The sequence below is a fragment of the Tessaracoccus sp. SD287 genome (genome assembly GCF_017355265.1).
In the GTDB taxonomy this organism is placed as follows: Bacteria; Actinomycetota; Actinomycetes; order Propionibacteriales; family Propionibacteriaceae; genus Aestuariimicrobium.
In genome coordinates, this window is sequence record NZ_JADIJQ010000003.1 from 118,617 (window position 1) to 131,266 (window position 12,650).

10 protein-coding genes are annotated in these 12,650 nt (G+C 68.6%); 1 reads left to right on the forward strand and 9 read right to left on the reverse strand.

All coding sequences use genetic code 11. The annotated features are described in order from the left end of the window. Nucleotides 1-19: 19 nt before the first annotated feature. The 7 genes from IPV09_RS02355 to IPV09_RS02385 are packed head-to-tail and all read right to left on the reverse strand — an operon-like array spanning nucleotide 20 to nucleotide 7,415. Nucleotides 20-2,383: an HAD-IB family hydrolase gene (locus IPV09_RS02355; protein ID WP_242681117.1), complete on the reverse strand. Its 2,364-nt coding sequence runs from the start codon at nucleotides 2,381-2,383 to the stop codon at nucleotides 20-22. Beyond that, on the reverse strand, nucleotides 2,383-3,120 hold the full coding sequence (gene priA, locus IPV09_RS02360; protein ID WP_207473407.1) for a bifunctional 1-(5-phosphoribosyl)-5-((5-phosphoribosylamino)methylideneamino)imidazole-4-carboxamide isomerase/phosphoribosylanthranilate isomerase PriA: 738 nt from the start codon (nucleotides 3,118-3,120) through the stop codon (nucleotides 2,383-2,385). The genes IPV09_RS02355 and priA overlap by 1 nt, the downstream gene beginning before the upstream one ends. A gap of 28 nt (nucleotides 3,121-3,148) precedes the next feature. Beyond that, nucleotides 3,149-3,784: an imidazole glycerol phosphate synthase subunit HisH gene (hisH, locus tag IPV09_RS02365; protein ID WP_207473408.1), complete on the reverse strand. Its 636-nt coding sequence runs from the start codon at nucleotides 3,782-3,784 to the stop codon at nucleotides 3,149-3,151. After that, nucleotides 3,777-4,397, reverse strand: coding sequence for an imidazoleglycerol-phosphate dehydratase HisB (gene hisB, locus IPV09_RS02370; RefSeq protein WP_207473409.1), 621 nt, complete (start codon nucleotides 4,395-4,397; stop codon nucleotides 3,777-3,779). Before hisB ends, hisH begins: the two co-directional genes overlap by 8 nt. A gap of 2 nt (nucleotides 4,398-4,399) precedes the next feature. Beyond that, entirely contained in the window at nucleotides 4,400-5,554 is a 1,155-nt protein-coding gene (locus tag IPV09_RS02375) for a histidinol-phosphate transaminase (protein WP_370590187.1), read from the reverse strand. After that, complete coding sequence (hisD, locus tag IPV09_RS02380) at nucleotides 5,547-6,863, reverse strand: histidinol dehydrogenase (RefSeq protein WP_207473411.1); 1,317 nt, start codon at nucleotides 6,861-6,863, stop codon at nucleotides 5,547-5,549. The genes IPV09_RS02375 and hisD overlap by 8 nt, the downstream gene beginning before the upstream one ends. A gap of 54 nt (nucleotides 6,864-6,917) precedes the next feature. Continuing rightward, nucleotides 6,918-7,415, reverse strand: a complete 498-nt coding sequence (locus tag IPV09_RS02385; protein WP_207473412.1) for a hypothetical protein — start codon at nucleotides 7,413-7,415, stop codon at nucleotides 6,918-6,920. Nucleotides 7,416-7,617: 202 nt separating this feature from the next. Between IPV09_RS02385 and IPV09_RS02390 the strand changes: the two genes are divergently transcribed. After that, nucleotides 7,618-8,370: a DUF554 domain-containing protein gene (locus IPV09_RS02390; RefSeq protein ID WP_207473413.1), complete on the forward strand. Its 753-nt coding sequence runs from the start codon at nucleotides 7,618-7,620 to the stop codon at nucleotides 8,368-8,370. Here IPV09_RS02390 and IPV09_RS02395 read toward each other — a convergent pair. Both IPV09_RS02395 and dnaE read right to left on the reverse strand, forming a co-directional pair. Next, nucleotides 8,326-9,030, reverse strand: a complete 705-nt coding sequence (locus IPV09_RS02395) for a hypothetical protein (protein WP_207473414.1) — start codon at nucleotides 9,028-9,030, stop codon at nucleotides 8,326-8,328. The two genes, IPV09_RS02390 and IPV09_RS02395, sit on opposite strands and share 45 nt — an antisense overlap. 21 nt (nucleotides 9,031-9,051) lie before the next feature. Beyond that, on the reverse strand, nucleotides 9,052-12,570 hold the full coding sequence (dnaE, locus tag IPV09_RS02400; RefSeq protein WP_207473415.1) for a DNA polymerase III subunit alpha: 3,519 nt from the start codon (nucleotides 12,568-12,570) through the stop codon (nucleotides 9,052-9,054). Between the last annotated feature and the right edge of the window lie 80 nt (nucleotides 12,571-12,650).

The following is a 12,650-nucleotide window of genomic DNA, read 5'->3' on the forward strand; positions in this document are numbered from 1 at the left end:
GGGACACGGGACCCCAGGGTCACATCGGCAACATGCGGCGCCGATTGGCGCCGACCGGCCAGTCGACGACGGACCAGCCCTGCTGCTTGGCGGCACGCAGCAGGCCGACGTCGGGGCTGACGGCCACCGGGTGCCCGACCGCACGCAGCATGGGCAGGTCGACGTGGCTGTCGGCGTAGGCGTAGCAGTCGCGCAGGTCGATGCCGTTCAGTGCCGCGTAGTGGCGCAGCCAGGCCGACCGCGACTCGCCCACCATCGGCGGGCCCTGGAGGAAACCAGTGCAGACGCCGTCGGCGTCGACCGACAGTTCGCCTGCCACGATCACGTCGAAGAGGTCGTCCAGAGGTCGGGTGAACGGGCGCACGGCACCGGTCAGCAGCACCGTGGTGTGGCCCGCCTCGCGGTGTTCCTTGATCCTGGCCAGGGCGTCGGGGGCGATCCGGTCGTTGAAGAAGTCGGCCAGCCGGGTGTCGACGATTTCTTCGACCTCGGCCAGACGCATGCCGGCGAAGCGTCGGTACAGTGCCCGCAGGAAGTCGCTGCGGTCGCGACGCTCGGCACCCAGGTAGCCGGGCAGCCGTGAGACCACCCCGGCAAATTCCTTGAGCTTGCCGCCCAGCCCGAGTTCGGGCAGCCGCACGGCCAGGTAGGTCTCGACCACATTGGTCGCGATGACGGTGCCGTCCAGGTCGAAGGCGGCCACCGTCGGACGGGTTCCGGGTTTAAGTTCGCGGTAGGTGGTGGCGCGGGCCTCCCGACGCTTGCGGGCGTTCTCGAGTCGCTGCACCGGTTCCAGGATGGCCGGGGCGTGAATCTTCTGCAGGTAGGTGGGCCAGTCGACGTCGGCGGAGTCGAAGCCGAAGACGTCGCGGTCGACCGGGTCCAGGCTCTCGTGCAGGGCCAGGGTGCGGTCGTCGACGAAGTGCAGTTGCGACTGCAGGTACTCCCCGTACAGCGACAGGTACTTGCGATAGAAGCCGAGCCGGTCGGTCTGCTTGTCCAGGGCGACGGCAGCCTTGCGGGTGGTCTCCGACCGGGGGGCGACACTAAGCAGCCGGTTACCCCAGGTGGTCGCGAACTCGCCGAGACGGATGGCACGCTCCACCGGTGCGTGACCGGGGAAGTTCCACACCGAGATGGGCATTTCCTTGCCGTCCAGGGTGAACGGGTGCTCGCTCATGTAGGCGTGCAGGTTCTCGTAGATGCCCTTGAAGGTCAGCGGGTTCCGGGCGCCGGAGTTCGAGTGGTAGAACTCGATCCTGCCGACCTCGGGGTCGGTGGCGCAGACCGCGACGATGGCGTTGACCACGTAGTCGCAGGGAATGATGTCGATGACCCCGTCCGGTGAGGCCGGGAACTCGGGCAGTTCGCCGCGGGCATAGGCCAGGATGATCGGATCGGCCATCTTGAAGCCCTCGATCCAGCCCGGGTAGGGGTGCTTCAGGGACGACTCGACGATGGCGGGACGAACGACCGAGACCTTGAGGTCCTTGGCCACCTCGGCGACGACCCGCTCCCCCATGGCCTTGGCAAAGGTGTAGACGTCGGTCCAGCCCAGCGAGCGGGCCCGCTCGGTGCCAGCCCGCACCAATTCGTCGCGGATCCACTCCAGGCGACGCCGTTCGGTGTCGGCGGCGGTGGTCAGGTACCCGGCCTGCTGGTGCTCAGCCTCGGCCTGCTTGCGCAGCAGTGCCAACTGTTCGGGGCTGCGCGAACGGCGACGGATGTGCTCGCCCATCTGCAGGGCTGCCTCGGTCTCGACGCGGTAGTCGACCTGGTGCTCGTGGGCGGCCTCGGGGATGGCGCCGCGCCGGCGTCCGGCGGTGTAGGCCGTCGAGATGTGCACGTAGTGCGGGACCCGCTCCAGGACCCCGTCGGGGCCGGTGACCGACTCGATGAAGCGTTCCAGCAGCGCCTGGGTGCCGAGCACGTTGGTGCGGAAGGCATCATCGATGGGCGGGTCGAACGAGACGTCGCCGGCGCAGTGCACCAGCACGTCGATGTCGCGGGGCAGCTCGGGGACGTTGGGCAGGTCGCCCTCGATCACCTCGATGCGTGCCTGCGCCAGCTGTTCGGGGCCGCCGGCAGCCTCGCGCAGCTCGGCGAAGATGGGCTTGCGCAGCAGGCCGACCACCCGCGTCTGGGCGGTCATGGAGCCCTTGCGGCGCACCAGCACCGCCACCTTGGTCTCGGGCGATTCGGTGAGCAACTTCCACAGCACCTGTTCGCCAATGAACCCGGTGACACCGGTCAGCGCGATCTTCTTGCCGGCCAGCAGCTCACTGATGGGTCCGGTGAGCAGCGGCGGCGGCTGCTGCATCACCCCGGTGGTGCCAAAGGTGGCGGCGGGACCGATGGGTCGTCGCTCGGCGGCAGCGTTCATCACAGGTCCTTAGGGTCGGCGCCGTTGGCCACGGCCAGGGCATCGGTGAGGGTCATGCTGCCGACGTAGAGGGCGGTGCCGACGATGGCGCCCTCGACCCCGTCCAGGTCGCGCAGTCGGGCAATGTCGTCCAGGGTGGTCACCCCGCCGCTGGCGATGACGGCAGCGTCGGTGCGGGCGCAGACGTCGGCCAGCAGGTCGAAGTTGGGGCCGGTGAGCATGCCGTCGCTGGCCACGTCGGTGACGACGTAGCGCTGGCAGCCGGCCCGGTTGAGCCGTTCGATGGTCTCGTGCAGGTCGCCGCCCTCCCGGGTCCAGCCGCGGGCTGCCAGTCGGGTGCCCTTGACGTCCAGACCGATGGCGATCTGGTCGCCGTGCTCAGCAATGATCCGTTCGCACCATGCCGGGTTCTCGAGGGCGGCTGTGCCAATGTTGACCCGGCGGGCGCCGGCGGCCAGGGCACGCTGCAGCGACTCGTCGTCGCGGATGCCGCCGGACAGTTCGACGTGCATGCCGATCCTGCCGGTGATGTCGGTGGTGATCTGGGCGTTGTTGCCGCGTCCGAAGGCGGCGTCCAGATCGACCAGGTGCAGCCATTGCGCGCCGTCGCGCTTCCACCGCTGCGCCGCCTCGAGCGGGTCACCAAAGGTCTTCTCGCTACCAGCAACGCCTTGGACAAGCTGCACGGCCTGCCCCGACTGGATGTCAACGGCGGGCAACAACACCAGAGTATTCACGCCCGCGAGCCTATCGGATGGGCTGGCGTCAGCGGGCTGCCTCGACGGCCGCGAGCCAGCGCCGCAGCAGCCGTCCGCCGGCGGCGCCGGACTTCTCGGGATGGAACTGGACGCAGGTCAGCGCCCCATCCTCCACGGCGGCGACGAAGCGGTCGCCCTGGTGTTCGGCCCAGGTGACCGCCCCGGTGAAGCCGGCGGGCAGCTCGCGCACCGCGTAGGAGTGCACGAAGTAGTAGCGCTCACCGGGTTCGGTGAACAGGCGTGAGCCGGGGGCCGGCTCGACGGTGTTCCAGCCCATGTGCGGCAGCCGCGGTGAGTCCAGTCGGTCGACGGTGCCCGGCAGCACCCCGATGCCGGCGCGGTCGACGCCATGCTCGTGGCCCGCCGCGAACATGACCTGGTGGCCGACGCAAATGCCCAGCACCGGACGGCCGGCGGCGAGTCGTTCACGCACCAGCACGTCACCCCGGGCCGCCTCAAGCCCGTCCATGCAGGCCGCGAAGGCCCCCACACCGGGGATGAGCACCCCGTCGCAGTCGGCGATCTCGTCGGCCGAGCCCAGGATCACCCGGGCGCCAGCCGCCTCCAGCGCCTTGACGGCCGAGTGCAGGTTGCCCGAGCCGTAGTCGAGGACCCCGATGACGGGCACGCCGTGCTCAGGCATTCAGGGTGCCCTTGGTGCTGGGCACCCCCACCACCCGCGGGTCGGGCGCCAGGGCAGTGCGCAGGGCACGGGCCAGGGCCTTGAACTGGGCCTCGACGATGTGGTGCGGGTCGCGGCCCGACAGCAGCCGCAGGTGGATGCACAGGCCGCTGTTCAACGCGAACGACTCGACCACGTGGCGGGTCATCGAGCCGGCGTAGGGCACCCCGGAGCCGCCGATCAGGGCGTAGACCTGGCCCTCGGGTTCACCCGTGTGCACCACGTAGGGGCGGCCGGCCACGTCGACGGTGCAGTGCGCCAGGGCCTCGTCCAGGGGGATGGTGGCGTCGCCGTAGCGGGTGATGCCGGTCTTGTCGCCCAGGGCGATCTTGAGGGCCTGGCCCAGCGCGATCGCGGTGTCCTCGATGGTGTGGTGGCCGTCAATGTGCAGGTCACCGGTGGCCTTGACCTTCAGGTCCATGCCGGAGTGGCGGCTCAGCGCGGTCAGCATGTGGTCGTAGAAGCCCACCCCGGTGTCGATCTCGGACTCGCCGGTGCCGTCCAGGTCGAGCCAGACGCTGATGCTGGACTCGCTGGTGGCGCGCTCGATGGAGGCGGTGCGGTGGGTGCTCATCGTCATTCCTTGGTGTCGGTGGTGAGGCGGGCTGGCTGCTCGGCGAGCACCGCGTCCAGGGCGGTGCGGAAGGCGGCCATTTCGTCGGGGGTGCCGGCTGAGACTCGCAGGTAGCCGGCCGGGCCGGTCTCGCGCACCAGGACGCCGCGGTCGAGCAGCCCCTGCCAGACGGCGTGCCGGTCGGCGAAGCGCCCGAACAGGCAGAAGTTGGCCTGGCTGGGCACGACGTCCAGGCCGCGGTCACGCAGCCACGACTGCAACTGCTGGATCTGGATGCGCAGCTCGCTGACATTGGCCAGCATCTCCGGCGCGTGCTGCAGTGCCACCCGGGCCAGCGCCTGGGTCTGGGCCGAGAGGTGGTAGGGCAAGCGGACGATCCGGCAGGCGTCCACGACGGCCGGCGCGGCGGCCAGGTACCCGACCCGTCCCCCGGCGAAGGCAAAGGCCTTGGACATGGTGCGGCTGACCACCAGGCGGCCGAAGCGCGACAGCAGCGCGCAGGCCGAGTCCTCGGGAAGCTCGGTGAACTCCTGGTAGGCCTCGTCGACCACCACCAGCACGTCGGTGCGCTCCAGCACCTCTTCGAGCACGCTGGCCGGAATGGTGGTGCCGGTGGGGTTGTTCGGGGTGGTGAGGATGACCAGGTCGGGTTGGTGCTCGTCGATCGCGGCTAGGATGTCGGACGCGGTCAGGGAGTAGTCGTCGCGACGATCGACCGCGACGTAGTTGGTCAGGGTGTTGCGGGCGTACTCGGGGTACATCGAGTAGGTGGGGGCAAAGGACAGCACGGTGCGGCCGGGCCCTCCGAAGGCCTGCAGCAGGTGGGTCATCACCTCATTGGAGCCGTTGGCTGCCCAGATGTTCTCGACGCCGAGGCCGAAGCCGAGGTAGTGGGCCAGATCCTGGCGCAGGCCGGTGGCCTCCCGGTCGGGGTAGCGGTTCACCCTGGAGGCCAGCTGGCTGATGGCGCGGGCCATGTCGTGGGCAATGGCCCCGCTGGGCGGGTACGGGTTCTCGTTGACGTTCAGGCAGACCGGCACGTCGAGCTGGGGGGCGCCGTAGGGCTGCTCACCCACCAGTTCCGGGCGCAACGGCAGCTCGGACAGGGCAATGTCAGGGCCTGCGATCGGGCGGTCAGTGGCGGTGGTTTCATTCACCGGTGGGCTCCCCTCGTCGGACGGTGATGGCATTGGCGTGGCCGGGCAGGTTCTCGGCGAGCGCGAAGAGCTCGACGCCGTCGGCGATCTCGAGCAGGGCGTCGCGGGTGTAGGCAATGACGTGCATGGCCTTCATGAAGCTGCGCACGGTCAGTCCCGAGCTGTGGCAGGCACAGCCGGCGGTCGGCAGCACGTGGGTGGAGCCGGCCGAGTAGTCCCCCAGCGACACCGGTGCCCAGGCACCGACGAAGACCGCACCGGCATTGGTCACCCGCGCCGCGACGCCGGCGGCGTCCCGGGTCTGGATCTCGAGGTGCTCGGCGGCGTAGGCATTGACGACCTGCAGGCCCTGCTCGAGGTCGCGGACCAGCACCAGGGCGGACTGCTGCCCGCTCAGCGACGTGGTCACCCGCTCGCGGTGCCGGGTGCTGGCCACCTGCTTGTCGACCTCGACGGCGACGGCCTCGATCAGTGCGGTGGAGTCGGTGACCAGCACGGCGGCGGCCATCGGGTCGTGCTCGGCCTGACTGAGCAGGTCGGCGGCGACGTGGACGGGGTCGGCGGTCTCGTCGGCCAGGATGGCGATCTCGGTGGGACCGGCCTCGGAGTCGATGCCGACCTTGCCGCGCAGCAAGCGCTTGGCCGCCACCACCCAGATGTTGCCGGGGCCGGTGATCATGCTGACCGGGGCGCACAGTCCGGGCACCCCATGGGCGAACATGGCGATGGCCTGGGCACCCCCGACGGCGTAGACCTCGTCGACGCCCAGCAGCGCGCACAGGGCCAGGATGTTGGGGTGGGGCAGCCCGTCGAAGTCCTGCTGCGGGGGTGAGGCCACCGCGATCGAACCGACCCCAGCCTCCTGGGCGGGGACGACGTTCATGATCACGCTGGAGGCCAGCGGCGCCAGTCCCCCGGGCACGTACAGCCCCACCCGGTCGACCGGGACGATCCGGGTGGTGATGGTGGCCCCATCGGCGACCCCCACCCGCTTCGCGGGCTCCTCACCCTCGCCGAGCTTGCAGACGGCCCGGCGGCGTTCGATGGAGGTCTCAAAGGCTTCCCGCAGCGCCGGGTCGAGTTCGTCCAGGCAGTTCTGCATGGTCTCGGCGTCGACGCGGAAGGAGGCCGGGACGACGCCGTCGAACTGCTCCGAGAACCGGCGCAGGGCGACCTCGCCCTCGGCGGCCACGGCGTCGCTGATGGGACGAACCTTCTCGACGGCCTGCTCGACGTCGAACTCGGCCCGCGGTACGAGGGTGCGGTAGTCAGCGTCGGTCACGCCGGTCAGGTCAATGCGTCGAATCACGTCGGCCAGTCTACCGACCCACCACCCGTGGTCAGGACCGCTTTCCGGGGGTGCTCATGGGCAGGATGCCGGAAGCACCATGATCTGGTTCCCAGCGTCGTCTTCGATGATGAAGCGACCCTCTCGCCATGACATCTTCGCGTCCCAGTGCTCATCATCGAGCTGTCCCACCCGACACATCCGTGCCAACACCCCGGTGCCGTCAGTGAGATACAGGTCCCGCGAACCCGAGTCGCTGACGGCCTGGATGAGTTGCACGCCCTGGGGGCTTGCCGATTCCGTCCAGTAGGAATGCGGTGACCAGATCAGCGACACCCCTGCGAGCACCAGCGGCCACGTGGTGGTGATGAGGAGAATCGGCCACCACTCCTTGGACGCCACCGCACCCGCCACCAACCCCAGCCCGAACGCGACGACCAACCGCAGACCGAAGGGAATGATCACGCCCAGCTGGAATGGCAGCACCACCAGTGCTGCCACAGCCGCCACCAGCAAACCGGCGACCAACACCCAACGCACGGTGCCGAGCGCCGCCCGATCATCCATGTCCATGCCGACTCCGCCTTGCAGTCACCCAGCAAATCCACTGCGCCAGATGGCCGCATGGAGAGAAACCTAGGCCACCCGCCGCCATCCCAGCCAGAGGCGCGGCTCACGACCTGGTCACGAGGCGAAGATGCGACACCTGCACCTGCTCGCGTGCCGCTCCTGTCCACATCGACCAGCCGTGTCCACGTCCCCTACGCTGGCCCGCGTGACATTCATCGGTCTGGGCACCGCCATCAACGTGGGCACCATCGTCGTCGGATCCCTGCTCGGCCTGGCCCTGGGCAGCCGCCTCAACGAACGCACCCGTACCACCGTCACCCACGTGCTGGGCCTGTGCACCCTGGTGATGGCGGCGACCATGCTGCTGCCGATGCTGGCCGCCCCCCTGGTCGAGGCGATTCCCGGGGGCGCCGTTTTCCTGGCCGTGGTGCTGACCTTGGTCTTCGGCACCGTCATCGGCTCGCTGCTGCGCCTGGAGGACCGCACCGACGCGGCCGCCGTGGCCCTGCGTCGACTGCTGGTGCGTGGCCAGAGGCAGGGCACCGAGCACCAGTCACGCTTCGTGAACGCCTTCGTCACCACCACGCTGCTGTTCGGCATCGGACCCATGGCGATCCTGGGCTCGCTGCAGGAAGGTCTCGGACAGGGTTCCTCGACGCTGATCGTCAAGGCCATCCTGGACGGGGTGGCCTCGATCGCGTTCGCCTCGGCGCTCGGTGCCGGCGTGATGGCCTCGGCGGTCTCGATCGCCGTCTACCAGGGACTGCTGACCCTGCTGGCCTGGCTGCTGGGCGACCTGATGAGCCCGGTCCAGACCGACATGATCTCGGTGGTGGGCGGCATCATGCTGCTGGGCCTGGCCCTGCGGGTGCTCGAGATCAAGGACATCAAGGTCGGTGACATGGTGCCGGCGCTACTGCTGGCCCCGGTGGTCGTCTGGGCCGCCCAACTCTTCTGAGGCACGTCCGGTGACGGTCGGGCCGCCCGGCATCACCGGCTCGGACAGCATCGTCGTGCTGGCCCTCACCCGCCCTGCCCGCCAGCGCTCCAGGTAGTCGGCGGGGTCGGTGAGGAAGGCCGAGGCGATCACCACCGGGATGATGGCGCCCAACGGCCACGCCGCCAGCGCGGACAGCGAGGTGAGTTCCAGGTCGATGGGCACCACGTCACCGGGAACGGCCTGGCTGAGTCGTTCATCAAAGTTGGTCGGCCCCATCACTTCACCGACCCACCAGCACAGCAGCGCAGAGATGACGGCGGTGCCGAGCACCAGCGGCACCAGGACCCAGCCGCGTCGACCGAACCAGAGCCACCCCCACACCCCGATCGCCAGACCGACCACGAGCCCGATGATGGCGAACCAGAAGTCGGCGGAGAACCAGGCGGCGAGCCCGCGCTCGCTCATGGTCGCCGCCCCGTTCTGGGCGACCAGGTAGCCGGGTGGGTTGGCCACCAGATGCCAGATGACCCCGGTCAGCAGACCAATGGGCAGCCCGGCGGCCAGGTAGGCCAGGATCCGCCTGGTGCCGGGCGCCAGCCGCCGCACGGGACGGTTCAGCAGCCCCGGCGATTCCGGGGACTGCGGCTCGGCACTCGAGCTGTGCGCGACGTGGGTCATGGACGCGATCCTCTCACGCGATCAGGCGAGGCACGAGGGCCCCAGCAGTGCCTTCAGGTCGGCCATCAGCGGCTGGGACGGGCTCACTCGCAGCTGCTCGTGCAGGCGGAAGGTGGTGGCCCGATCATTGGACAGCAGCGTCACCCGCACCTCCTGGACGCCGGGGTGCTGGCGCAGCACCACCTTGAGCTGTTCGACCACCGGCGGGGTGCAGCGGCTGACGGGCAGCTGGATGTTCACCGGACCCGCCCCGCCCTCGGCCGTGATCTCCGGCAGGCTCAAGTCGGCGGCCTGGAGGGCGACATTGTCGTCCCCACGCTTGATCCGTCCACGCACCTTGACCACCACGTCGGTGGCCAACTGCATCGCCACCTGCTCGTAGACGCGGGAGAAGACCATCACCTCGACGCTGCCGTCCAGGTCCTCGACGTTCAGGATGGCCCAGACCTGCCCGGTCTTGGTCTGCTTGCGGGTCAGCTGGGTGACCATCCCACAGATGGTCACCGTGGTCCCCTCCGACGGCCCGTCGGGTGAGGCCACCACGCCCAGGGAGTAGTCGCGGTGGCGTTGCAGCACGTGCTCCAGGCCCTGCAAGGGGTGGTCGGAGACGTAGAGCCCGAGCATCTCGCGCTCAAAGGCCAGCTTGGTGGTCTTCTCCCACTCCGGCAGGTCCATCACCTCGGCGTTGTGGTTGACCGGCTTCTCGTCGGCGAAGGCCAGGTCGGCGAACAGGTCGTCCTGGCCGTTCTCCTGGTTGCGCTTGAGGGTGATCACCTCGTCGATGGCGTGCTCGTAGACCTCCATCAGCGCGCGTCGGCGGTGCCCCATCGAGTCGAACCCGCCGGCCTTGATCAGCGACTCGATCATCCGCTTGTTGCACACCACCAGCGGCACGTGGTCGAGGAACTCCCCGAAGCTGGACGCCGGGCCGTGCTCGTCGCGGGCCTCGATGATGCCGGTGACCACGTGGTGGCCGACGTTGCGAATGCCGGACAGCCCGAAGCGGATCGCCTCGCCGACGGCGGTGAACATGGCCTGGGACTCATTGACGTCGGGCGGCAGCACCTGGATGCCCATGTGCCGGCACTCGGCCAGGTAGATGGCCAGCTTGTCCTTGTCGTCCTTGACCGACTGCAGCAGCGCGGCCATGTACTCGGCCGGGTAGTTGGCCTTGAGGTAGGCCGTCCAGTACGAGACCAGCCCGTAGGCCGCCGAGTGGGACTTGTTGAAGGCGTAGTCGGAGAACGGCAGCAGCACGTCCCAGACGGTCTGCATGGCGGCCTTGGAGTAGCCGCGTTCGGCCATCCCGGCGCTGAACACCTCGTACTGGGCGTCCAGTTCCTTCTTCTTCTTCTTGCCCATCGCCCGGCGCAGCATGTCGGCGCCGCCCAGGGTGTAGCCGGCGAGCTTCTGGGCGATCGCCATCACCTGTTCCTGGTAGACGATCAGGCCGTAGGTCTCACCCAGCACCTCCGCCAGCGGCTCCTCCAGTTCCGGGTGCAGCGGGGTGATGGGCTCCTTGCCGGTCTTGCGGCGGGCGTACTTGTTGTGCGAGTCGGCACCCATCGGACCCGGACGGTAGAGCGCACCCACGGCCGAGATGTCGGCGAACTTGTCGGGCTGCATCGAGCGCAGCAGCGAGCGCATCGGGCCGCCGTCGAGCTGGAAGACGCCGAGGGTGTCGCCGCGCTGCAGCAGGTCGAAGGTGGCCGGGTCATCCATCGGCAGGTCCTCCAGGACGACGTCCTGGCCGCGGTTGGACTTGATGTTCTTGATGGCGTCGTCGAGCACCGTCAGGTTGCGCAACCCGAGGAAGTCCATCTTGATCAGCCCCAGCGCCTCACAGCCGGGGTAGTCGAACTGGGTGATGATGGCGCCGTCCTGCTCGCGCTTCATCAGCGGGATGATGTCGATCAGCGGGTCGGAGCTCATGATCACGCCGGCGGCGTGCACGCCCCACTGGCGCTTCAGGCCCTCGATGCCCTTGGCGGTGTCGACCACCTTGGCCACGTCGGCACTGGAGTCGTACAGCTCGCGGAACTCGCGACCCTCCTGGTAGCGAGGGTGCGACTCATCGAACAGCGCGGGCAATGGGACGTCCTTGCCCATGATCGCCGGCGGCATCGCCTTGGTGATCGAGTCGCCGATCGAGTAGGGCATGTCGAGCACGCGGGCGGCGTCCTTGACGGCCTGCTTGGCCTTGATGGTGCCGTAGGTGATGATCTGGCTGACCCGGTCGTTGCCGTACTTGTTGCTGACGTAGGCGATCACCTCACCGCGGCGACGATCGTCGAAGTCAATGTCGAAGTCGGGCATGGAGACGCGCTCGGGGTTGAGGAAGCGCTCGAACAGCAGTCCGTGCTCGATCGGGTCGAGGTCGGTGATCCGCAGGGCGTAGGCGCACATGGAACCGGCGCCCGAACCGCGGCCGGGGCCGACCCGGATGCCGTTCTCCTTGGACCAGTTGATGAAGTCGGCCACGACCAGGAAGTACCCGGCGAAACCCATCTTGCCGATGATCTCGTATTCGAACTTCGCCCGCTCGAGCACCTCGTCGGGCACCCCGTTCGGGTAGCGCCGGTCGAGCCCGACGCGCACCTCGTGGACGAACCAGGAGTTCTCGGTCTCGCCCTCGGGCACCGGGAACTTCGGCATGAAGGTGCCCATGCCCTCGGTGAACTCGGTCTGGCAACGTTCGGCAATGGCCAGGGTGTTGTCGCAGGCCTCGGGCAGGTTGCTGAAGATCTGGCGCATCTCGGCGGCCGACTTCAGGTAGTAGCCCGAACCGCTGAACTGGAACCGTCCGGGTGTGTCGAAACGAGACCCGGACGAGACGCACAGCAGCGTGTCGTGGGCGTGGGCGTCGTCCTTGCCGACGTAGTGCAGGTCGTTGGTGGCCACCAGCGGCAGGTCCAGCTTCCTGGCCAACCGCAGCAGGTCGTCGCGCACCTTGGTCTCGATGTCCAGGCCGTGGTCCATCAACTCGACGAAGAAGTTGCCCTTGCCGAAGATGTCCTGGAACTCGGCCGCCGACTCCACGGCATTGTCGAACTGGCCCAGCCGAAGGTAGGTCTGCACCTCACCCGACGGGCAGCCGGTGGTGGCCAGCAGCCCCTGGGCGTACTCGTTGAGCAGTTCCCGGTCGGCGCGCGGCTTGTAGAAGAAGCCCTCCAGGCTTGAGCGGGTGCTCAACCGGAACAGGTTGTGCATGCCCTGCTTGTTCTCGCTCCACATCGTCATGTGGGTGTAGGCACCCTTGGAGGCGACGTCGTCGCCGGTGCCGTCGCCGAACTGGACGCGCTTGCGTTCGCTGCGGTGGGTCTTCGGGGTGAGGTAGGCCTCCAGCCCGATGATCGGCTTGATCTGGGCCTTCTTGGCGGCCGTGTAGAACTCGTAGGCACCGTACAGGTTGCCGTGGTCGGTCATCGCGATGGCCGGCATGCCCTGGTCCGCGGCCGCCTTGGTCAACTCGGCGACGCGGGCCGCACCGTCCAACATCGAGAAGTCCGTGTGGCAGTGCAGGTGGACGAACTGGTCCATGCAGGTTCCCTCCCCATCCGTGGCGACGGTGACCCAGCCTAACCCCGACCACCGACAACGGCAGCCTTGAGGCCGCGGGT

Coding starts and splice junctions, on each gene's coding strand:
- hisH (WP_207473408.1), bottom strand. CDS start 3,784: ATGCCTGAGCACGGCGTGCCCGTCATCGGGGTCCTCGACTACGGCTCG.
- IPV09_RS02355 (WP_242681117.1), bottom strand. CDS start 2,383: ATGAACGCTGCCGCCGAGCGACGACCCATCGGTCCCGCCGCCACCTTT.
- IPV09_RS02395 (WP_207473414.1), bottom strand. CDS start 9,030: ATGACCCACGTCGCGCACAGCTCGAGTGCCGAGCCGCAGTCCCCGGAA.
- dnaE (WP_207473415.1), bottom strand. CDS start 12,570: ATGGACCAGTTCGTCCACCTGCACTGCCACACGGACTTCTCGATGTTG.
- IPV09_RS02385 (WP_207473412.1), bottom strand. CDS start 7,415: ATGGACATGGATGATCGGGCGGCGCTCGGCACCGTGCGTTGGGTGTTG.
- hisB (WP_207473409.1), bottom strand. CDS start 4,397: ATGAGCACCCACCGCACCGCCTCCATCGAGCGCGCCACCAGCGAGTCC.